The 22,827-nt window shown below is 32.8% G+C and carries 20 protein-coding genes, 1 tRNA gene and 1 pseudogene; 9 read left to right on the top strand and 13 right to left on the bottom strand.

Features of this window, described 5'->3' with window-relative positions; translation table 11 throughout:
• Together ACNQGX_RS01375 and ACNQGX_RS01370 are read right to left on the bottom strand one after the other, a co-directional pair.
• Positions 1–711, bottom strand: a complete 711-nt coding sequence (locus tag ACNQGX_RS01375) for a potassium channel family protein (RefSeq protein ID WP_417973332.1) — start codon at positions 709–711, stop codon at positions 1–3.
• A gap of 104 nt (positions 712–815) precedes the next feature.
• On the bottom strand, positions 816–1,481 hold the full coding sequence (locus tag ACNQGX_RS01370; RefSeq protein WP_417973330.1) for a spermidine synthase: 666 nt from the start codon (positions 1,479–1,481) through the stop codon (positions 816–818).
• A 61-nt stretch (positions 1,482–1,542) separates the two neighbouring features.
• On the opposite strand from ACNQGX_RS01370, the gene ACNQGX_RS01365 reads away from it, so the two are divergent.
• A complete protein-coding gene (locus ACNQGX_RS01365) occupies positions 1,543–2,094 on the top strand; it encodes a 1-acyl-sn-glycerol-3-phosphate acyltransferase (RefSeq protein WP_417973328.1) in 552 nt (183 codons plus the stop codon).
• 183 nt (positions 2,095–2,277) lie between these two features.
• Here ACNQGX_RS01365 and ACNQGX_RS01360 read toward each other — a convergent pair whose 3' ends face one another.
• Positions 2,278–2,754: a helix-turn-helix domain-containing protein gene (locus ACNQGX_RS01360; protein ID WP_417973326.1), complete on the bottom strand. Its 477-nt coding sequence runs from the start codon at positions 2,752–2,754 to the stop codon at positions 2,278–2,280.
• 311 nt (positions 2,755–3,065) lie between these two features.
• On the opposite strand from ACNQGX_RS01360, the gene ACNQGX_RS01355 reads away from it, so the two are divergent.
• The 4 genes from ACNQGX_RS01355 to ACNQGX_RS01340 all read left to right on the top strand — a co-directional run bounded on the left by ACNQGX_RS01355 (position 3,066) and on the right by ACNQGX_RS01340 (position 7,987).
• Positions 3,066–4,220: a M14 family metallopeptidase gene (locus ACNQGX_RS01355; RefSeq protein WP_417973324.1), complete on the top strand. Its 1,155-nt coding sequence runs from the start codon at positions 3,066–3,068 to the stop codon at positions 4,218–4,220.
• A gap of 76 nt (positions 4,221–4,296) precedes the next feature.
• A complete protein-coding gene (locus ACNQGX_RS01350; protein WP_072943262.1) occupies positions 4,297–4,776 on the top strand; it encodes an Lrp/AsnC family transcriptional regulator in 480 nt (159 codons plus the stop codon).
• 96 nt (positions 4,777–4,872) lie between these two features.
• Positions 4,873–7,458: a phosphoenolpyruvate carboxylase gene (locus ACNQGX_RS01345; protein ID WP_417973322.1), complete on the top strand. Its 2,586-nt coding sequence runs from the start codon at positions 4,873–4,875 to the stop codon at positions 7,456–7,458.
• Between the two features lie 13 nt (positions 7,459–7,471).
• Positions 7,472–7,987, top strand: coding sequence for a DinB family protein (locus ACNQGX_RS01340; protein WP_417973320.1), 516 nt, complete (start codon positions 7,472–7,474; stop codon positions 7,985–7,987).
• Between the two features lies 1 nt (position 7,988).
• On the opposite strand, the gene ACNQGX_RS01335 is transcribed toward ACNQGX_RS01340, so the two are convergent.
• The 6 genes from ACNQGX_RS01335 to aroB form a co-directional block, all read right to left on the bottom strand.
• Positions 7,989–8,465: a DNA-deoxyinosine glycosylase gene (locus ACNQGX_RS01335; RefSeq protein WP_417973318.1), complete on the bottom strand. Its 477-nt coding sequence runs from the start codon at positions 8,463–8,465 to the stop codon at positions 7,989–7,991.
• A gap of 8 nt (positions 8,466–8,473) precedes the next feature.
• Positions 8,474–10,585: a DNA helicase RecQ gene (recQ, locus tag ACNQGX_RS01330; RefSeq protein WP_417973316.1), complete on the bottom strand. Its 2,112-nt coding sequence runs from the start codon at positions 10,583–10,585 to the stop codon at positions 8,474–8,476.
• 88 nt (positions 10,586–10,673) lie between these two features.
• Positions 10,674–11,081 (bottom strand): DNA primase, encoded by a 408-nt coding sequence (locus ACNQGX_RS01325; RefSeq protein WP_417973314.1) that lies wholly within the window; start codon positions 11,079–11,081, stop codon positions 10,674–10,676.
• 8 nt (positions 11,082–11,089) lie between these two features.
• On the bottom strand, positions 11,090–12,061 hold the full coding sequence (locus ACNQGX_RS01320) for a deoxyhypusine synthase family protein (protein WP_073208830.1): 972 nt from the start codon (positions 12,059–12,061) through the stop codon (positions 11,090–11,092).
• 93 nt (positions 12,062–12,154) lie between these two features.
• Positions 12,155–13,558, bottom strand: coding sequence for a type III PLP-dependent enzyme domain-containing protein (locus ACNQGX_RS01315; protein WP_131916572.1), 1,404 nt, complete (start codon positions 13,556–13,558; stop codon positions 12,155–12,157).
• A 287-nt stretch (positions 13,559–13,845) separates the two neighbouring features.
• Positions 13,846–14,913 carry a 3-dehydroquinate synthase gene (aroB, locus tag ACNQGX_RS01310; protein WP_417973312.1) on the bottom strand — a complete coding sequence of 356 codons (1,068 nt, stop codon included), beginning with the start codon at positions 14,911–14,913 and terminating at the stop codon, positions 13,846–13,848.
• A gap of 92 nt (positions 14,914–15,005) precedes the next feature.
• Here aroB and ACNQGX_RS01305 point away from each other — a divergent pair, with 92 nt between their 5' ends.
• The gene (locus tag ACNQGX_RS01305) at positions 15,006–16,175 is read left to right on the top strand and encodes a proline dehydrogenase family protein (RefSeq protein WP_417973310.1); all 1,170 of its coding nucleotides are present in this window, start codon (positions 15,006–15,008) and stop codon (positions 16,173–16,175) included.
• A 102-nt stretch (positions 16,176–16,277) separates the two neighbouring features.
• Here ACNQGX_RS01305 and ACNQGX_RS01300 read toward each other — a convergent pair whose 3' ends face one another.
• Positions 16,278–18,065, bottom strand: coding sequence for an ABC transporter ATP-binding protein (locus tag ACNQGX_RS01300; protein ID WP_417973308.1), 1,788 nt, complete (start codon positions 18,063–18,065; stop codon positions 16,278–16,280).
• Between the two features lie 212 nt (positions 18,066–18,277).
• On the opposite strand from ACNQGX_RS01300, the gene ACNQGX_RS01295 reads away from it, so the two are divergent.
• Together ACNQGX_RS01295 and ACNQGX_RS01290 are read left to right on the top strand one after the other, a co-directional pair.
• Positions 18,278–18,352 (top strand) — tRNA-Val (locus tag ACNQGX_RS01295).
• A 272-nt stretch (positions 18,353–18,624) separates the two neighbouring features.
• Positions 18,625–19,887 (top strand): site-specific integrase, encoded by a 1,263-nt coding sequence (locus ACNQGX_RS01290; RefSeq protein ID WP_417973306.1) that lies wholly within the window; start codon positions 18,625–18,627, stop codon positions 19,885–19,887.
• 41 nt (positions 19,888–19,928) lie between these two features.
• On the opposite strand, the pseudogene ACNQGX_RS01285 reads toward ACNQGX_RS01290, so the two are convergent.
• Positions 19,929–20,147, bottom strand: a pseudogene (locus tag ACNQGX_RS01285) (di-heme oxidoredictase family protein); the annotation flags it as partial.
• Here ACNQGX_RS01285 and ACNQGX_RS01280 point away from each other — a divergent pair.
• Complete coding sequence (locus tag ACNQGX_RS01280; RefSeq protein WP_417973304.1) at positions 20,083–20,346, top strand: hypothetical protein; 264 nt, start codon at positions 20,083–20,085, stop codon at positions 20,344–20,346. The pseudogene ACNQGX_RS01285 and the gene ACNQGX_RS01280 sit on opposite strands and share 65 nt — an antisense overlap.
• A 116-nt stretch (positions 20,347–20,462) precedes the next feature.
• Here the strand turns inward: ACNQGX_RS01280 and ACNQGX_RS01275 are convergent, their stop codons facing one another.
• Both ACNQGX_RS01275 and ACNQGX_RS01270 read right to left on the bottom strand, forming a co-directional pair.
• Complete coding sequence (locus tag ACNQGX_RS01275; protein WP_417973302.1) at positions 20,463–21,296, bottom strand: universal stress protein; 834 nt, start codon at positions 21,294–21,296, stop codon at positions 20,463–20,465.
• Positions 21,297–21,423: 127 nt separating this feature from the next.
• On the bottom strand, positions 21,424–22,371 hold the full coding sequence (locus tag ACNQGX_RS01270) for a TerC family protein (protein WP_417973300.1): 948 nt from the start codon (positions 22,369–22,371) through the stop codon (positions 21,424–21,426).
• Between the last annotated feature and the right edge of the window lie 456 nt (positions 22,372–22,827).

The raw sequence follows: 22,827 nt of genomic DNA, 5'->3' as shown, positions 1-22,827 counted from the left end.
TTATTCCAGATTTTCATGATCAAAGTAGCCTTTGGTTTTTACTTTGGTGGAAAAGAAATTCAAGAAAAGCACAACGAAAAACAGAAACAATAACGCTTGTGTGGTTACCAGGAATTTCCCTATCGTGGTTATTGGATAATAATCTCCATACCCTATGGAAGAGGAAGTTACGATGCTAAAATAAACCGCATCAAACCAATGAAAGAAAGGTCTGTTTAAGTAACGATCAATCGAATAAAACACGGCATACGCAAATGCAATTTCTAAATAATTAAAAAAAAGCAACAACATTGATCTTTTATAGGAGCGTGGTTTTGAAAATAAATCAGAAGCAAAAATTAATGTTGGAATATAAAAAACGGTTTCCAAAAAAACATAAATGAGAATCCAAATAATCCATTGATGGCTTTGCCAATGATTTATTAATATCAATATTGGAAAAACCACTTTAAGCAAAACATAGAAATCCAAAGCTAAATCCTGGTATTCGACTCCTTTTTTACTGGCCCAATATTTAATGTAAATTCCAGGGAAAAGTAATTGGGAAGAGGCCAGGAATAACCGCACGATTTTTTCAATTCCATTGTCTTCCTGATGATCGTTATTCCAAATGGATTGAATATTTTGTATCCGTTTTTGAATGGGATTAAATTTGGGTTGAAAACCCTTTGATGTTTTCCCAAGAAGCAGTTTTTTTAAAATTTTTTTCATTCCAGCAGAGTATTATATAACGCTATGTAAGAGTACAAAATAATTGTGTTGCTTTAAGACTATTGGATTGCGAATTTTCAGAAAGAACATTTACGGTTCATTATTTAATTCAATTTTTCGATTACTATCAATTCATTATGAACTTCAACTCTTGGAATGGTTTTAATTTGAAATTGATTTTTGTAAAATTCGGAGACGTATTTTTTATTTCTTACATTTTGACTTTCATTCAATAGCATTGTATTAAAAAGAATAAAACCATGACTTTTCAAAAGAGAGCAAATTCTATTGATGAAAAAAGTTTCAAATAGAAAATTAGGCATTGTTGTATCTTGAAAAATATCAATAATAATTAAATCGTATTTGGTTTTTGTTTTTAAAACAAATTCGAAGGCATCATCAATTACAATTTCAAGATTTTTCACTTTATCCAATTTAAAATACGTATTGGCTATTTTAATTATTTCCGGGTCAATTTCTACTCCGGTAATTTTTCCTTTGTATTTTATTTCATCAACCAATGTTTTTATAACGCTTCCACCGGCAACTCCCAAAACTAAAACATGACTCATTGGGACTATTTTTTCATAACCAATGTTTTTTAATCCTAATCTTAAAATGCGTTGCAAACTGCCATACGAATAATTTGCATTTTCAGAATCTAAAACCAATTCCCCATTTGCCCAAGTCACTTCAATCGATTTACTCAATGAAGATTTTGTTTCATAAATTTTTATTGGAATTAGATAGCTGAATATTTTTTTAATCATTGATGACAGTTTTACTCAAAAATAAGATATAAATTATTTATTTTGTACGAAATAATAAAGAATGAAGAAACAATTTTACAAATGGATATTTTTCAGGCTTATGGGCTGGAAAATAGTCGGGACTATTGATGCCGATATTAAAAAATGTGTCATGATGGTGATGCCGCATACGAGTAACCATGATTTTTATTTGGGAATTTTCACCAGAGGAATAACCGGATTAGAAATGAATTGGGTGGGTAAAAAAGAATTGTTCCGTTTTCCTTTTGGATTTTATTTTAGATATATGGGCGGAGAACCATTGGATCGTTCTGGAGGTTTGAACAAAGTCGATTCTATTGCTGCTATTTTTAAAAGAAAAGAAGTTTTTCGTCTGGCTGTTGCTCCTGAAGGAACCCGTAAAAAAGTGGGCGAACTAAAAACGGGATTTTATTATATTGCCTTGAAAGCAAATGTTCCTATAATTCCTGTTGCATTTGATTATGGTAAGAAAGAAGTCAATCTTGGAAAGCCAGTTTTACCTACTGGCGATATCGAAAATGATATGGCTATTTTGAAGAAACATTTTATAGGAGTAAAAGGAAAAATTCCTGAAAACGGATATAAATTATAAATCAGTCTTATTGTCAGTTCGAGCGCTCCCGACGTTTCGGGAGATAACCATTATTACATTACGACTTTAGTTTATCCTGAGCGAGGTCGAAGGGCTCGATGTGACAAAAAACTATTGGATTAATATATTGACCGATGGTTTAAATTTTTCCAGACCGTTTTGTAATTAAAAGCGGTCTAATTTTTAATTAGGATTAAACACTTTAAAAGTACCATCTTTATAAAAGAATACAATTTTTTCCACGTCGCTTGAAATGGAATCTTTTAGGGTATTTTGATTTTCTGTTTTTTTTGTTTCCAATGAATTTCTATTTATTGGATTTTGTATTTCTGAGAATAAATTCTCAGGAATTATTTCATTGCTCGATGGAGTAGGAATATTTTGTTTTACAACTTGCTCAACGTTGTTTTCTGTTTTATCAAACTGTTCCGAATTTTTTGGAAAATTTCCTTTTCCATTCAAAATCCAATACAAATCCACATCGGGAAAAACCTCTAATATTTTAAGGATAAAATCCAAGCTGGGTTTGTTTCTTCCTGAAAGTAGGTGGGACAAACTGGAACGCTGTACGCCAATTTTATCCGCAAAAGAAGAAGCATTTAAGCTGTAGTAATCCAGTATAATTTCTAATCTTTTTATAAAATCCTCTATGTTTACCATTGTAAATTAATATTAAAAATTAACTATTTACAAATGTAACTAAAATAGAATGAAATACCAAAATTACAAGTGTAAATAGTATTTATCGTAGTAAATAATTTAAAGTTTAAAACGACATGACAACGTGTAACGTATTGATAAATAATAAAATAAAGTTGATTTAATGAATTGGTAACAATTGTTAATTAGAGAAAGCCAGTTTACTAGACCTAATTGCAAAATACTGTTTACATCATTGAAATATTTTAAACAACAGCAGTTTACAAATGTAAATATAAAGATGTTTACTTTTGTAAATCAAATAAAACAGCATGAATTTAGAACAATTATTTAGTCAATATAAAGAAGAATCTATCCGTGGTCGTTACATTACTTTAGATTCGGTTGAGCCGTTATTGCAAAAATTAAACACCAATAAGCAACTTAGAATTATTGGAAAATCAGTTCTTGGAAAATCTATTTATTCGTATGAAATCGGAGAAGGTAAAACTAAAATTTTCCTTTGGTCGCAAATGCATGGAAATGAAAGTACGACTACAAAAGCGTTGTTTGACTTTTTAAATGTATTAAATGGAGGTTCGGAATTGGCGCAACAATTACTAAAAGCATTTACTTTTTATAGTATTCCAATGTTAAATCCTGACGGTGCAACATTATACACAAGAGAAAATGCTAATAAAGTCGATTTAAATCGCGATTCTCAAGATCTTACCCAGCCGGAAAGTAAATTATTGAGAGAGACTTTCGAATCTTTTAAACCGGATTATTGTTTTAATCTTCATGACCAGCGCACTATTTTTGGTGTTAGTGATACCGGAAAACCGGCTATAATGTCGTTTTTAGCGCCTTCTTATAATGAAGAACGGGAAATAAATGAATCCAGATTGAAAGCTATCAATTTGATTGCGGGTATAAATGAGGTGCTTCAGGAGTATTTACCAAATCAAATTGGTCGTTTTGATGATTCGTTCAATATAAATTGCATTGGAGATACTTTTCAATATTTAGGTGTGCCAACTTTATTGTTTGAAGCGGGGCATTTTGCAAATGATTATGAAAGAGAAGAAACGCGCAAATATGTTTTTATAGCGCTGATTTCTAGTTTTAAAATACTCAGCGAAAACGTTATAGTTAGCAATGGAATTAATAAATATTTGAATATTCCTCAAAATAAAGTCGTTTTTTATGATTTTATATATAAAAACATCAAGATAAATTATGATGGTATCGAAATAATCACCAATTTTGCAGCACAATACAAAGAAGAGTTAATTGAAAATCAGATTTGTTTTAATGCCTATGTTTCACAAATAGGAGATTTAGAAAATTATTTTGGTCATTTTGAATACGATGCTAAAGGAGCTTTATATAAAGATGATTTTGATAATATTCTTAAATTAAACCAAAAAGCTGATTTTTATTTAGATAATAACGTAAAAATTGTTAACGGAATGATAAAAATATAATATTTATGTCTTTTTGTTGTTTTTATGTATATTTTTATACTTTGTTATAGCAATTAATAATATTAATTTAAGAATTATGAGTAAATTTCGTTTAGATGAAGTAGATCACCAGATTTTAGATATGTTGATAGATAATACAAGAGTTCCATTTACGGATATTGCGAAAAAGTTATTGATTTCTGCAGGGACTGTGCATGTTAGGGTAAAAAAAATGGAGGATGCCGGTATTATAATGGGGTCTTCATTAGTTCTTGATTATGATAAATTAGGATATTCTTTTATCGCTTATGTTGGTGTTTTTCTAAACAATACCTCTCAAACAAAGTTTGTTTTAGAGCGAATTAATGAAATTCCATTTGTGACAGTTGCTTCTGTTACTACAGGAAAATTCAATATCTTTTGTAAAATTAGAGCTAAAGATACGAAACATGCTAAAGATGTTATCTTTATGATTGATGATATTGATGGTGTTTACAGAACAGAAACTATGATCTCACTTGAGGAAAGCATAAATGATAAGAAGCGCTTGATGCATACTATTTTCAAAAATATGTAATTAATCTTGAATGTGCTATATTATAAATATAACCTCAAGTTAATTCTTGGGGTTTTTTTATGACAAATTAACTAACTAAACCAACTACAACTGATTATGTACACGCTACCAAAAATTGAACGTTTCAATCAGGACGTTCTTTCGAAATACCATATTTATAATAGTGTTTTTATTACATTACCCTTCGATTCTATTGATAATACTGGGGTTTTACTTCCTTTATTTACAGATGTTTGTGAAATTGGGTTCAAAAAACAGGAAACTCCTAAGGAGATTGTCGATTTTTTTGCTAAAAGATATTTGCATAGTGCTTCAGAAACGGATAAAATTGATTTGATGTTTCGTTTTATTCAATATATCGAACGCCAAATCGTTTTATTTGATGCCATTGAAGATGCTGCTTTTCCGGTTGTCAATAATATGGAAGGAAGAGGTTCGTTGAGAGATATAAAAGAAAAATCAGATGCTAAAGACAAGGAAGATGAATTGATTGATTTTCTGGAAGATTTCAATGTGAGGACGGTTTTGACGGCACATCCTACGCAATTTTATCCGGGCGCTGTCCTTGGAATTATCAATGATTTAACGGAAGCTATCCGAAAAAATGACTTACTTGATATCAAGCAATTGCTGGCTCAATTGGGTAAAACTCCTTTTATTCAAAACGAAAAACCAAATCCTTTTGATGAAGCGGTTAGTTTAATCTGGTATCTTGAGAATGTATTTTATCAAACTTCCGGAGAGATGGTACATTACCTTCAAAAGAATATTTTTAGTGGAAATTCGATAAAAAATCCATTGATTAAACTTGGATTTTGGCCCGGTGGTGACCGTGATGGAAATCCATTTGTAACAACGGAGATTACTTTGAAAGTAGCGGAGCGTTTGCGAACTTCCATTTTGAAATGCTACTACATAGAAATGAGGAATTTAAAAAGAAAGTTAACTTTCTCTGGTGTAGATGCTTTGGTAACTGAATTAGAACAAAAACTTTACAGGTCTGTTTTTTATTCTAAAGGTGAAATTTTTATCACTTTGAATGAATTCAAATCACAATTGAATAAAATAAAACAGATAGTAATTGACCAACATCAATCTTTATATTTAGATGAAATAGATGGACTTCTTATAAAAGTGAATCTGTTTGGATTTCATTTTGCGTCTTTAGATATTCGCCAAAACAGTAAAATACATGATGCTGTGTTTAAAGATGTAGTGGGATTGTATTCGAATTCGAATACATTAGTTTTTCCTAAGAATTATTATGAGCTTTCTGAAGCCGAGAAGTTTTCGGTATTGTCTAAAGTCAGAGGAAATCTTGATTCGAATGCATTTGAAAATGAAATGACAAAATCTACGATTGAATCTATTCAAGCCATAAAAACGATTCAGGAAAATAATGGGGAATTTGGTGCAAACCGTTATATCATAAGTAATAATGAAAGTGCGCTGAATGTGATGGAAACCTTTGCGTTATTCCGTTTGAGTAACTGGGAAAATCCATCTGTTGATATTATTCCGCTTTTTGAATCTGTTGATGATTTGCAGAATGCGCATGAAATCATGGAGAAATTATATACGAATCTCGCTTATGCGAAACATTTGACGAATAGAAACAACAAACAAACAATCATGCTTGGTTTTTCTGACGGTACAAAAGATGGAGGGTATTTAATGGCGAATTGGAGTATTTATAAGGCTAAAGAGGAACTTACTGCAATTTCCAGAAAATATGGCATAAAAGCAATTTTCTTTGATGGTCGTGGAGGTCCACCAGCTCGTGGAGGTGGAAAAACTCATAAATTTTATGCGTCATTGGGTCCAAATATCGAAAACAATGAGATTCAGGTTACGGTTCAGGGACAAACGATTAGTTCTAATTTTGGAACGTTAGATTCTTGTCGTTATAATTTGGAGAATTTATTAAGTGCGGGTGTAACGAATCAAGTTTTTAGTAAAGGCCAAAATGAATTGACAACTGGCGAAAAAGATATTTTGGATCAATTGGCTGGCTTAGGATATGAAAAGTATTTAAGTTTCAAAAACCATCCTAAATTCATACCTTATTTGGAGCAAATGAGTACGTTGAAATATTATGCCAAAACAAATATTGGAAGTCGCCCATCCAAGAGAAGTAAATCGGAACATTTAGATTTTGCTGATTTGCGAGCGATTCCTTTTGTAGGTTCTTGGAGCCAGTTGAAGCAAAATGTACCCGGATTTTTCGGAGTGGGTACGGCGCTAAAGCATTTTGAAGATACGAATCAATGGAGTAAAGTCCAGGATTTATATGACAATTCTTTGTTCTTTAAAACCTTGTTAGAAAACAGTATGATGTCATTGGCAAAATCATTTTTCCCGTTAACGGCTTATATGAAAAAGGATCCTCAATTTGGTGCTTTTTGGCAAATAATTTATGATGAATTTTTAGAAACAAAAAGATTGCTTTTGAAAATAGCGGGTCATAAAGAGCTTATGGAAAATTATCCTGACGGCAAAGCATCGATACAAATAAGAGAACGTATTGTACTGCCATTGTTAACGATACAACAATACGCATTGCTTCGAATAAATGAATTAAATAAAGAGGGTAAACCAGATGAAGCTTTAATAAAAGTATACGAAAAAATTGTAACCCGTTCTCTTTTTGGAAACACAAATGCCAGTAGAAATTCAGCTTAAATATAAAAAAAAAATGGAATCAAATCAATTGCCAACTAATGAATATGCGAGTTTTTATTCTCCTTATATTAATGCACTTGGAAATGTAGTGTTACTGGAAGAATTAGAAATCTGTCTGCATGACTTTATCAAATTTGTACAAAATATCCCAATGGATAAATTTGATTACAGATATGCTGAAGGGAAATGGACAATCAAAGATATTATTCAGCATCTTATTGATGCCGAACGTATTTTTGCCTATCGTGCGTTACGAATTTCCAGAAACGACAAAACACCATTGCCCGGTTTTGAAGAGAATGAATATGTGGATAACGCTGATGCTAATAGTAGAAGCATTCAAGATTTATTAGCAGAATTCTCAGCCGTAAGACATGCTACTTTATTTCTTTTTAAAAGTTTTTCAGAAGAACAATTGAAAAGAATGGGAATTGCTTCAAACGCTGCTGTTTCAGTTCGCGCCATTGGTTTTATTATTATTGGACATCAAAAACACCATCAAAAGGTTTTTCAAGAAAGGTATTTATAGCTTATTTGAAACCGCTGGACCAGATTTTCAGTTTGTTTTCAAATGACATTGTATTAGCAGGACTAGTGGAAGGCATCACATAATACGTGATGCCTTCTATTTGTCCGAATTTTTTCAGAAAGTATTTATGGCTTTCTTTTCCGTTAAAAATAATTGTAGTGATTCCGGGAAATTCTTTAAACAATGTTTCAAAATTATTTTCCTTTTGATTTTTGATATGAATATCCAGACTTCCTTTTCTTTCACAATTTTCTAAAACATCCCAAAGTCCAATTTTATTTGCTTGGAGTAATTGTATCTTTTCTTCGAAAATTTCAGAGATTGGTAAATTATCCAACAGTGTGTACATTATTTTCCAAAAATGATTTCTTTGGTGCGCATAATATTCCTGTTTCTCCAGTGAAGCGATGCCTGGTATAGTTCCCAAAATCAAAATTTCGGTTTGATAATTCACAAAAGGCGGAAAGGATTGTATCATATTAGGATTTAAAGTGCTGTTTTTTCTTTTTCCAGTATGGCCAATGCTAACCGAATTTTTCCATAATCTATTTTTTCTTCAAAATAATCAAAATAGGGTTTTAAGGCATCCGGAAATTCCAGTTTTATTTGGGCTTCAGCAATTTGTGAAACTTCTTCTTTAGAAATAAACGAATTTAAATCTATGTCAGCTCCGTCAACATACAGTTTAGCTAAATGGGACATAATGGTACTTAATCCTAATTTTCTTTTTTGAGCGATTTCCGCGACCGACAATCCATTTTTATATAATTCTAATGTTTCTTTATAGGTAGTGGCTTCTTTTTTCTTTTTAGCGCCTTTTGCTTTCTGGAAATCTTGGATAACTTTTATGAAAGCATCTCCATATTTTTCCAGTTTCGCTTTTCCAACACCATCAATTGCCAGTAATTCCTGATCGCTCATTGGTCTTTCGGTTTCCATTTGGCGTAAAGCCGCATCACTAAAAATCACATAAGCAGGAACATTCTCTTCTTTGGAAATTTCGTAGCGCAGTTTTCTAAGTGTTTCAAAAAGTGAATTAGCAACCGTTTTACTTTTTATTTCCTTGATTTCAGATTTATCAACATTGATTTTCTGAACGGTGGTCAATTGTACTTTTTCGCCTTCAAACAATACTTTTTTCGCAAAGGCTGTTAGTCTGATTTTATTTTGTTGATGAAAAGCAATTTCACAATAGCCTAAATTTATCAATTGTATTAAATATTGATTCCAATCAAACCACGAAAGATCAGCGCCAACACCATATGTTTTTAGGTTTTGGTATTCTTTCTCATAGATATAAGCATTTTTAGAACCGCGCAAAAAGTCAATGATTACGGGTAAGGGTTCCGTTTCCTGTAAACGAATAATTGCCGATAATGCTTTTTGAGCAATCGTAGTCCCATCGAAAAATAGGGGTGGATTTTTGCAAATATCACAATTTCCACAGTTCTCTGTAACCAGTTCACCAAAATAAGAAAGCAATATTTTTCTGCGACAACTTAAAGCATCAGCATATTGCTTCATTCGTTCCAGTTTGGCCAGTTGCACTTCGGCATTTAAACCTTGAGATGCGAATTTTTGCAATTGAATCATATCACCGTAACTTTCGAACAATACTGTTTCTGATGGCAAACCATCTCGTCCGGCGCGACCAATTTCCTGATAATACCCTTCGATGTTTTTAGGTAAATTATAATGAATTACCCAACGCACGTTTGATTTGTCAATTCCCATCCCAAAAGCAATGGTTGCGCAAACCACTTGGCAATCATCATTGATAAATTCGTCTTGTGTTTTGGAACGAATTTTATTGTCTAAGCCGGCATGATACGCTTTTGCATTAATACCGATTTTTTGTAGTTTTTCAGCAAGTTCTTCCGTTGTTTTTCTGCTTAGGCAGTATATAATTCCGGATTCATTTGGCTTTTCTTGGATGAAATCTATTATTTGTTTGACTCTGTCTAAAGCGGGACGCACTTCTAAACTCAAATTTTTTCTGTCAAAAGAAGCGACGAAAATTCTAGGATTTATTAGATTTAATTGCTGGCTAATGTCTTTACGCGTAGCTTTATCGGCTGTGGCAGTTAAAGCTAAGATTGGAGTAGAAGGGAAGCGATTTTTCAGATATCCTAAATTAGTATACGCTGGTCTGAAATCATGCCCCCAGGCCGAAATACAATGCGCCTCGTCAATAGCAATCAGGCTTATGGTTAAACTATTGAAAAGGTTGTCCAGAAAAGACAAACTCTCCGGAGCGATGTAAACTAACTTAATTACGTTAGATTTTAAACGTTCCATATAAAATGGTCGTTCATCTTCGGTTTGACTGCTATTTATAAAACAGGCTTCAATTCCGTTTGCTTTTAAACTGTCTACCTGATCTTTCATCAAAGCAATAAGTGGTGAAATTACGATTGTAATTCCTGGGAAAATCAGTGCGGGTAACTGAAAACAAATTGATTTTCCACCACCCGTTGGCATAATCGCCAGGGTATCGTGACCGGAAAGAATACAATTTATAATGTCTTCTTGGTTGGGTCTGAATTTTTCAAAACCAAAGTTCTCTTTCAGTTTGGCGTGTAAAATTTGATTTATCATTTTGGCGTATATTTTGAATCCTAAAGTAATAAAAAAAGGAACTCGTTTGGTGAGTTCCTTATTCTAATTTATTTAAAAATGGGATTACTTAATCCTCATCATCTTCGTCATCATCTTCATCCGAAAAGTCTTTTTCATCTGAATCCTCATCATCGTCATCATCTCCTGAATCTGAATCCGGTTTATCGATAGCGTCATCATCGTCATCGTCGTCAATATCGTCGTCTAAATCAAGACCTTTAATTGGTTCAACAACATCGTCAATGATTATTTCGTCATCTTCATCATAATTTTCAATTCTATCAGCAAGTTTAGTGCTCACTTTTACTAAATAAATAGTGTCTTCAGTTCGTACTTCAACTGCTTCAACCAATTCATTTTTAGCGTTTCTAAAACTAATAATGTTTGAATCATCATAACCATCTGGAAATTTATCCACCAATAGGTTTAAAATTTCATTGGTAAGTTTTGCGTAATCAACAATTACTCTTTTCATAAAATATTCTATAAATCTAATAAATAAGCGAAAATTAAAGGTGCTACAATGGTAGCATCGGACTCAATAATAAACTTAGGCGTTTTAATGTCTAATTTACCCCAAGTAATTTTTTCATTTGGCACCGCTCCAGAATACGAACCATAACTGGTTGTTGAATCTGAAATCTGACAGAAATAACTCCAAAACGGAATGTCATGCATTTCCATATCTTGGTATAACATTGGCACCACACATATTGGAAAATCTCCAGCAATACCACCACCAATTTGAAAGAAACCTACACCGTTTGTACTGTTTTTTGGATACCAATCTGACAAGAAAACCATATATTCGATACCGGATTTCATTGTAGAAGCTTTTAAATCTCCTTTGATTACATACGATGCAAATATATTTCCCATGGTACTGTCTTCCCATCCCGGTACAATAATAGGTAAATTTTTCTCAGCAGCGGCATACATCCAACTGTCTTTTAAGTCAATTTCATAATATTCTTCAAGAACACCTGAAAGTAACATTTTATACATAAATTCATGCGGAAAATATCTTTCGCCTTTATCATCAGCATCTTTCCAAATTTTGTAAATATGCTTTTGCAAACGACGGAATGCTTCGTGCTCCGGAATACAAGTATCTGTAACACGATTTAAACCTCTTTCCAGTAAATCCCATTCGTCTTGAGGAGTCAAATCACGATAATTAGGTACTCTTTCATAATGAGAATGAGCTACTAAATTCATGATGTCTTCTTCAAGATTTGCACCAGTACAAGAAATAATATGTACTTTGTCCTGACGAATTATTTCGGAAAAAATCTTTCCAATCTCTGCTGTACTCATAGCTCCAGCCATGCTCACCATCATTTTTGCACCATTGGCTAATTGTTGTTCGTAAGCCTTAGCTGCGTCAACTAAAGATGCAGAATTAAAATGCAAATAATGCTTTTCAATAAACTGACTGATTGGTCCTTTGCTCATTTTTTAAAATTTAAATACTTAAAAATCATTACATTATAAATTGAATCTCAAATTTAACGAATTTTTAAATTGACTAATTGAATTATTGTGAATTTATTTTTTCTTATCGTAACCTAATATTTTCAAGACATCTTCAGAGGTTTGTTGCTCCGAGAATACCTCAGTTGCCAAAAATCCGTTTTCGTCTCTGTCTATCAATATGTGTTTCGGCTGTGGAATCAAACAGTGATGTAAGCCACCGTAACCGCCAATAGTTTCCTGATAGGCTCCGGTATTAAAGAATCCGATATATAATGGTTTTTCTTTATTATACTTTGGCAAATAGATGGCATTCATGTTTTGTTCTGAATTGTAATAATCATCACTGTCACAAGTCATTCCGCCTAATAAAACCCGCTCGTAAGTATCATTCCAGCGATTGACTGCCAGCATGATAAAACGTTTGTTGATAGCCCAAGTATCTGGTAAAGTAGTGATGAAAGAAGAGTCAATCATGTTCCATTTCTCTCTGTCATTTTGTTGTTTTTGATACAATATCTGGTAAATAGCTCCGCCGCTTTCGCCTACAGTATACGAACCAAATTCAGTAAAAATATTTGGAACATCAACTTCGGCTTCATCACAGGCTATTTTTATCTGATTGATGATTTCGTCAATCATATATTGATAATCGTACTCAAATGCCAATGAGTTTTTTATTGGAAAACCACCACCAATATTTAATCCGTCAAGAGTAGGACATTCTTTTTTCAATGCCACGTAAACCTTGATACATTTTACTAATTCATTCCAGTAATAGGCATTGTCATTGATACCAGTATTGATAAAAAAGTGCAACATTTTCAGTTCCAATTTCTTATTTTCTTTGATTTCCTTTTTGTAAAACGGAACAATATTTTTGTATCCAATTCCCAATCTTGAAGTATAAAACTCAAATTTAGGCTCTTCTTCCGCAGCGATTCTAATTCCTATCTTGAATTTGTTTTTTATCTGACCTTGAAGTAAATCAAGTTCTTCATAATTGTCAATAATTGGAATCGTATTTTTATGACCCGTATTAATAAGCCGCGCTATGTTATCAATATATTGGTCTCTTTTGAATCCATTACAAATCACATAGGTGCTTTTATTGATTTTACCGTTTGCCAATAAGTTCTCAACAATATTAATGTCAAAAGCAGATGATGTTTCAATATGGATATTATTCTTGAAAGCCTCATTCATGATATATTCAAAATGAGAACTTTTAGTACAATAGCAATAGTAATATTTTGCCTCATACTTGTTTTTTTCCATCGATTTACGAAACCAGCTTTTGGCTTTGTTGATGTTATTGGAAATTTGAGGTAAATAAGTAAATTTTAAAGGCGTACCATATTTTTCCACTAGTTTCATCAAATCAATATTGTGAAACTGAAGATTATCTTTGTTTAAAGTAAATTCTTCTTGTGGGAAGTAATAGGTTTGATTGATTAAATCAGAATATTTTGTATTCATTATATTTTAGAATTATAGATTAGAATAGTGTACAATAACTTAATCTAAAATTCAAACTCTGATATTTGCATAAACGATCTGAAGCTTCTCGTTTTCTGCTTTCATGTACTGGAAAATGTCAAAACTAAAGTTTCCTTTTATAGAATAAAACCGTTTCAATATTCTTAGAAAAGACATATTGTTTCGGGTTTTATTAGAACTATAATTTCGCTTGTTTTGGCTTTTTTTCATCAATGCAAATGTAAAAAATATTATATACGCAATGCAATCCTTTTTATAAAAAATAATTAAGATTTATAATCTTGAAATGCTTCAAGAATTAATTCATTTTCAACAGATTGATTGATTTTTATTTTCCCGATACCTTCTATTAAAGCAAACTGTATGTTTCCATACTCATTTTTTTTGTCGTGTATCAACAATTCCAAGATAGGTTCGATGTCATTTTCTTCAAAAATAATGGTGTCATATATAGACTTTATGCTTGATTTTATCTGAAAATACTCTTCTGGACTGATTAGATTTTTATGCAATGAAAGGTAACTTTCTAATATCATCCCAACAGCAATCGCTTCTCCGTGCAATAAAGTAGTTTTATTTTCATTTTCCAGAAAATAACTTTCAATGGCATGACCCAATGTGTGACCAAAATTCAATGATTTTCGGATATTTTTCTCAGTAGGATCTTGTATTACAATTTCATTTTTTATTTCGACAGAACGGTAAATCAATGCATCAAAATCGGCAAAATCTATGGATTTCAAGTCTAAAAATTGCTCCCAATATTCCTTGTCATATATTAAACCGTGTTTCAGCATTTCAGCAAGACCGGAACGCATTTCATTCTGAGGCACCGTTTCAAGGTATTGAGTATCGATAAGCACCATTATTGGAACATTAATAACGCCGATTTGGTTTTTTAAATTCCCTAAATCAACCCCGTTTTTGCCACCTACAGAAGCATCAACCATCGACAGTAGCGTAGTAGGAATGTGAATAAAATCTACTCCGCGCTTGAATGTTGAAGCAACAAATCCGCCTAAATCAGTAACAACGCCACCACCCAGATTAATTACAAGACTTTTTCTGTCAGCACCAAGTTCCGTTAATACATTCCAAATTTGGACGCAAGTCTCAATATTTTTATTTTCTTCACCTGCATCAAATTCAATGATTTCAATAGTAAGATCGGTTTCTAAAAAAGGGAGAAATTTTGGAATGCAAAATTCATTAGTATTACTGTCTACAATAATAAAAAGTTTTGAATACTTATTTTCTGTCAAATGAAGGTTTAACGATTCATATCCTTTTTCGTTGAAATGAATCGGATAACTGTTGGCTTGAATTGATTGCATCTGTATGGATTAATTGGAACCGCAAAATAAGGCAATTTTTGCTAAATAATATTCAAAACTCTGTCTATATTTGTACAAAAATTTAACAAATAATGGAAAAAATATTCAATAATACTCAAGTTGCCTTTTCATTAAAAAGTGATACTGAACTTGATAGAGCTTATTTTCTTTTCAAAATGATTGATAATCAGCCTCTAGTTCGAATAGGAACTGCGGTTACTAATTTTGCCCTTAAAGCGAATCTTCCAGTTGAAGGTTTGATCCGAGCTACTGTTTTCGACCATTTTTGTGGTGGAGTAAATGAAGTGGACTGTCTTTCTGTGGTTGATAAAATGTATACCAAAGGGGTTTCATCCGTTTTGGATTATTCTGTGGAAGGAAAAGAAGAAGAAGAACAGTTTGATGCTGCGCTTGAAATGACTTTAAAAACCATTGAATTTGCCAAAGAACGTCAAGCGATTCCTTTTGCTGTTTTTAAACCAACCGGTTTTGGTCGTTTTGAATTGTATGAGAAATTGGGAGAAAAACAAACGTTAACTTCTGAAGAACAAGCAGAATGGAATAGAGTAGTGGCCCGTTTTGATTTGGTTTGTAAAGAAGCCCATTCTAAAAATGTTGCCTTGCTGATTGATGGTGAAGAAAGTTGGATGCAAGATGCAGCGGATGATTTAGTTACCGAAATGATGCGTAAATACAATAAAGAAAAAGCTATTGTTTTCAATACGTTGCAAATGTATCGTTGGGATCGTTTGGATTATCTGAAAAAATTACACGAAGAAGCCAAAAAAGATGGATTCTTCATTGGAATGAAATTGGTTCGTGGTGCATACATGGAAAAAGAAATTGCACGTGCAGAAGAAAAAGGATACCCATCGCCAATATGCGCTTCAAAAGAAGCAACGGACGAAAATTATGATGTCGCAGTTCGCTATATGATTGAGCATTTAGATATGATGTCAATTTTTGCAGGAACCCACAATGAGTTAAGCACGTATACTCTAATGGAATTGATGCAGAAAAAAGGAATTAAAACGAATGATGATAGAATTTGGTTTGGTCAATTGTACGGAATGAGTGATAATATTAGCTACAATCTTGCCGTTCATAGATATAATGTTGCTAAATATTTACCTTTTGGTCCGGTAAAAGATGTGATGCCGTACTTGATTCGTCGTGCTGAAGAAAACACTTCGGTAGCGGGACAAACCAGTCGTGAATTATCGATGATTAAAGCAGAACGTAACCGAAGAAAAGGGAAATAGAAATCAGTGTTCAGTTTCTAGTATTCAGTTACATTTAAATCCATAAAAAAAACTCCATTCAGCTTACAGAATGGAGTTTTTTTTATGTCAAATTAATGAAATTTAAGAATTGCTAAATTGCAGATTACTTAAATTTTTATAGATACCATTTTCTAAAGCTATTAATTCTTGATGCGTTCCTTGTTCTGTAATTTTTCCTTTATCCAAAACTAAAATTTGATCAGCACTGCGAATTGTCGAAAGACGGTGCGCGATAATAATACTGGTTCTTCCTTCCATCAAAATTTCTAACGCTTCTTGAACTAGTTTTTCACTTTCGCTGTCTAATGATGATGTGGCTTCATCCAGAATCAAAATACTTGGGTTTTTCAACAAAGCTCTGGCAATGGCAATACGTTGTCTTTGTCCTCCGGAAAGTTTAATTCCTCTTTCTCCAACAATCGTTTCAAATTTTTCAGGAAAACTTTCGATGAAATTATAAGCATTGGCTTGTTTTGCAGCGGTAACAATTTCTTCTTCGGTGGCATTTGGTTTTCCATAAGCAATATTTTCTCTGATGGTTCCTCCAAATAATATCACATCTTGCGGTACAATACTCATGTTTCCACGAAGGTTTTCTAAATCAAAATCATAAATGTTTTTTCCGTCAATCAATATTTCTCCTTCATCAATAGTATAAAAACGTAATAATAGGGAAGCAATAGTCGATTTTCCAGTTCCACTACGACCTACAATAGCTATTTTTTGACCAAAATTGGCGGTAAAACTAACATCTTTCAATACTTTGATTTCTTTTCTCGAATGATAACTGAATGCTACATTTTTGAACGTAACATTACCTTTTATTTTCTGGGTTTCAGCAACATTTTGAATTGAATTAATTTTTTCAGGAGTTTCATCCAGTAATTCAAAAACACGTTCGGTTGCGCCAATCGCCTTTTGGATTTGTGCATAAAGCTCTGCAATCCCTCCAAAAGAAGCTCCAACGAAAGTGGAATACAACACAAAAGAAATCAATTGTCCCACGCTCATTTCGCCGCTGATGCTCAATCGAACACCAAACCAAACTACGGCTACAATGGCTCCAAAAAGACAGAAAATTATAAATGAAGCGAAGTAACCTCGGTATTTTCCACCTTTAATGGCTATTTTTACGACTTCCTTTATTTTTCCGTTATAACGGGCGATTTCGTACCATTCATTGGCGAAAGCCTTAACAATACTGATGCCTTGCATGGTTTCTTCAACAATTACCTGACTTTCGGCTACTTTATCTTGAACATTTTTCGAATATTTCCTGATGAATCGCCCAAAAATAACAGCGGCCACAGCGACAAGCGGAACTACTGATAACATCAACAACGTCAATTTGATACTTTCATTTGCCAATAAAAGAACACCGCCAATAATTAAAATAAATTGTCTTAAGAATTCGGCTATAGTGGAAGTTAAGGTGTCTTGTATTTGGGTTATATCAGAACTGATTCGGCTGTTTAATTCCCCAACGCGCTTTTGCGAGAAGAAAGACATCGGTAATTTTACCAAATTACTGTAAAGCGATACTCTAAGATTGGCTAAGGTGTTTTCAGTGAAATTGACAAATAAATACAATCTAAAAAATGAAAAAATAGATTGAAGAAATAAGATTACAATTAGTCCTCCTGCAATCATATTGGCCTGAGAGTTATCTTTGTTTTTCACGCAATCGATAAGCATTCCCATTAATTTTGGAAAAGCCAAAGCGGTTGCTCCTGTAAATAATAAAAAAATTAAACCTACATAAAATTTCCAACGGTGATTTCCTGCATATTGAAATATTACAGTTGCTTTTTGGAGTGAACTTGCAGTAATTTTTGATTTTGGTAAATCGTTTTCTTTGAACCGGGCCATTATCTATTGTTTATGTCACAAATGTAAGACTATAACGAATCAATACAAAAAAATAGTAGCGTTTCATGCCTAGCATAAAGTGCTATTATAGAGCGTGAAAGCAAATAGAGTCAATATTTTATTGATTTTTTTTGTTGTTTTGCTTGCAGATACGATTTCTAGCTGTATATTTGCACTCGCAATACGGAAATGAAAATTACTAAATTGTACAAGGGCGATTAGCTCAGCTGGTTCAGAGCACCTCGTTTACACCGAGGGGGTCGGGGGTTCGAACCCCTCATCGCCCACAAGTTTAATAACAATTGGTTTCAAAAGCCGATAAATCTTAGGATTTATCGGCTTTTTGCTTTTGGGCATACTTCAAATTATTCATTCAATCTTAATTCTTAAGGAACAAAATCGAGACCCTTCAAATTTCAAAATTTAGGGTCTCGCTAAATCTTCTTAAGTCCAGCAAACAGTCATACTAACAACCAGTTTACTACTTGTTCAGAATATGTACATCTTGCTTGCTATCAATTAGAAAATTAAATTGAATACTAATTAAAAGGTCACCACCATGAAAGCAAAAATCACCTTGCACATTTATGCAAAAACTACAAAAGCTAATGCAGCTGGACAATTACCAATTTATATTCGGTTAACAGTTGACGGACAGCGTTTCGAATTCAGTTCTAAAAAATTCATTGAAAAAAGCAAATGGTCGCCAGAACTATCTAAAATGAAAGGTAGTTCAGAAGAAGCTCGAACATTAAATAGCTATCTGGATTTAATGAAATCTAAAGTTTTTGATATTCAAATGGAGTTAATCCACAAAAATGAAGAATTATCCCTGGAGAATTTCAAATCTAGAATATTAGGAACCCATCAACGAGAACGAATGTTGATCCCTATTTATCAAAATCACAATGATAAAATCGAAGAACTTATCGGAAATGGTTATGCTTATGGGACATTAGAACGTTTCAAAATATCTTTAAAACACCTGCAAGAATTCATTTTGTGGAAGTATAATATTGCAGACATCAGCATTAATAAAATTGATTATGCTTTTGTAACCGAATTTGAATTCTATTTGCGAAGCGTTAAAAAATGCAATAACAACACTGCCGTAAAATATGTTAGAAATTTCAGGAAAATAATTAAAATCTGTTTAGATAACGATTGGTTAGACAAAAATCCTTGTAGCCGATACGAAGGGAAAATAAAAGAAGTCGAACGAGATTTCCTTACTGAGGAAGAATTAAACAGGATTTATAATAAAAGGTTTTCATCAGAACGATTAACTTTAGTGAAAGACATTTTTATATTTTCTTGTTACACTGGATTGGCTTATGTTGATGTAAAAGGATTAAAGAAAGACCACATAGCAATAGGCATCGATGGCGAAAAATGGATTTTCAAAAATCGCCAGAAAACAGATACCAAGTCAAAAATACCAGTGCTGCCAATTGCACAAGAAATCATTCTAAAATATGCAAATCATCCAAAGTGTTTAAATGAAGATAGTATCTTACCTATTTTGACTAACCAAAAAATGAATAGCTATCTTAAAGAGATCGGAGACATATGCGATATTCCAAAGGAGATAACCTTTCATATGGCGAGACACACATTCGCAACATCAGTAACACTTACAAATGGTGTTCCCATTGAAACCGTAAGCAAAATGCTTGGGCATAAAAACATACAGACTACCCAGCATTATGCTAAAATATTGGATAAAAAAGTGAGCGAGGATATGATGAATTTAAGAAATAAATTCAATTTAATAAAAGATTCATGTAATAATTCTTTAGAAGTAAAGTCTGTTTTCCCCTGATATAAGAAGACCATTATATCGACTTATATCAGGATAATGCATTATAAAGAATTAATAAAACTCAACAAATCATTTCTGTCTTTTCCAGAAAGTTGTTTGTATTTATTTTTGGCGTTTTGACCTTCACCGCCATGCCATAAAATAGCTTACTCGATATTTTTTGCTCTTCCGTCGTACAATAAATTGGCATGGCCATTGACTGTGTTTATTAACCCAATTCCCCACAAAGGAGGTGTTCTCCATTCGTTTCCTCGGGCTAGTGTTTTTAGTCAAATCCAAGCCTATTATGTAGCAGATTTTTCAACCTCCTACAAATGGAAAAACTGGAAATTGGAAGCTGGGATTACCAGTTTTACAAACAATAGTTATTTTACAAGAAGAGCAACTGGCTACCCAGGACCAGGAATAATACCTTCTGATACTAGAACTTTTTACACAACTTTAGAATTTGTGTTTTAGAGTAATAAAAGCTTACCCTGATCTTCTCCTAAAGATGTAAGTATTAAAATCAGTCAATTACTGGAAGTTGTTTATGAGTATTTTACCGTTCTTTTTCATCTCTCCATTTCTTGCACTTATATTTTATTAAAAACGAGCAAAGGTACTTTGGCTTTAAAGGAGTAATTGGCTGAGTTACTGGAGAAAAATATTTTGTCGAAAAAACTTCTGTTTTGTTGCGTGAACATAATCATCATGGAAGGTTTTGACTGCTTAATTACCGCTTCTATATTTGAAATTAAACTCTTGGCCAGATTAATATTTTCGATATGCAGTTTAATATTATGCTTTGAATTTTTTTTCACCAATTCATCTATGGTGTTTTTATTTGTTGTTATTTCGGTGGGGTAATTGAAATGGAGTATTTCAACTTTTGCCTTTAATGGCTTTGTGAATTCAATTACTTTTTTCAGTTCATTTTCAAGATTTACAAGATCGGAGGCGTAAATGACGCTCTTTATTTCACTTCTGTGATAATTGTGGGGTACCGCTATAACCGGAACTGTGGAATGGGCGATTAGACTGGAAGTGTTTGTTCCGAATATTTTTTTCAGTTTTCCTGAGCCTCTGGTGCTGATACAGATAAAATTGAATTCATTTTCCTGGGCATATTCCCTGATATTGCTGTCTGCAAAAACAGCACTATTTATCACACAGTTATTATTTATAGAAATAACATCCATGTCCTTATAAACCGATGCAACAAATTGGTTCAGTTTTTTTTGAATTTTATTCGCTTCTTTTTTTTCATAATCAGCAAAGGCGGCATCGCTCTTTGATGTAAGGTTTGCAATGTAATAGGAATGAAAAAAAGTCAACTCAAATTTATGTTGTGATGCCAATTGAATGGCAAAACGCAAAGCTCCTTTTGAGTTTGAAGAGAAATCGGTGGTAACAAGAATTTTATCCATTATCTTTTATGTTGATTGTTATTTTGACAAAAAACTATTCAATTGGCTGATCAAACCTAATGGTATTACTATATAAAGCCTAATCCACTTTCATTAACTTTAGTAAACTGAGCCACTTCATTTTTTTTTAATTATTTTTATCACGAAAAGCGGAGGCATCATTATCTCTCTTGTTAACCATTAACGATACTGCAATGCTTACGATTAAAATAACAACAATCACCAACAAAGCAATTTGTATCGGCAATTTGTAGAAATCAACTACCAACATCTTCAGCCCGACAAACATTAATATCAAAGCTAGCCCCTTCGACAAATAGCGGAATTTATCCATCATCCCCGCCAGTGCAAAATACAGAGAACGCAAGCCAAGTATGGCAAACACATTTGAAGTGTAAACAATAAAATGGTCTTGGGTAATTGCCAGTATTGCAGGAATGCTATCTGCTGCAAAAATCAAATCGGTGGTTTCAATCAACACCAAAACTAAAAACAAAGGCGTTGCAAACCGTTTTCCATCCTGTTTTACAAAAAATTTACCACCATGCAGTTCATTAGTAACAGGCATTACTCTTCTGAATAATTTTATAAGGGGATTTTTTTCTGGCTCAATTATCATCTCCTTTTGCGTAAGCATCTTATATCCTGTATAAATCAGTATCGCTCCGAAAACATAAATCGTCCAATGGAATTTTTCGAGTAACGCCACTCCCGCAAAAATAAAAGCAGCCCGCATTATTAAAGCTCCGATAATTCCCCAAAACAAAATTTTATGCTGATGAATCGCTGGAGTTTTGAAATAAGAAAAAATTAAAACGAATACAAAAATATTATCTACGCTCAATGCTTTTTCAATTACGTAGCCCGTAAAAAACTCCAATGCTTTTATCTCACCTTGCCAATAATAAATAAGCCCATTGAAGCACATGGCAAGTGTTATCCAAACCCCCGTCCAAATCATAGCTTCTTTAATGCTTACTTCATGCGCTTTACGGTTAAACACCCCTAAATCCAATGCCAGCATCAGAAGCACGAATACATTAAAGCCAATCCAGAAACTCAAATCCGTTTGCATACTTGTACTTGTTTAATTTTTTGACTCTTCTTGTTTTACCAAATTCATTTGGTCAATTTTTACGGTTTACCAAAATGATTGTCTGTTGAATGTTGCTAAAATATTTACCTATAACTACGTCAGACGGTTTGCTGCTACAAGCTGTTCGGGATTTACTTGTATAAACTGTATTGAACGAAAATACTTCTTAAAGGTAATGAACTTTTTGGCAAATGCCTAACAAAATTTTATACCATGAAAAAACTTGAAGCTTGTATGAATCCTTTATAGTTTGTGATGCCTATACTATTGATTATAGTTATATTTCCTATTTTATTGTTTATATTCGGTTCGAATTTTTTTTCTATAATACTCTGTAAGTTTGACACAAATGTTGCGGCATAAAAACCTTGTTCAATACTCCAAACTGTATGACCTCTAAATTGTTCAAATTGTTGCTGTGTTGTTTCACAGTAA

The sequence above is a fragment of the Flavobacterium glycogeni genome, from assembly GCF_048286775.1.
In the GTDB taxonomy this organism is placed as follows: domain Bacteria; phylum Bacteroidota; class Bacteroidia; order Flavobacteriales; family Flavobacteriaceae; genus Flavobacterium.
Note: the sequence above shows the minus strand (reverse complement) of the source record. Positions and strands in the feature narration are given on the sequence as shown.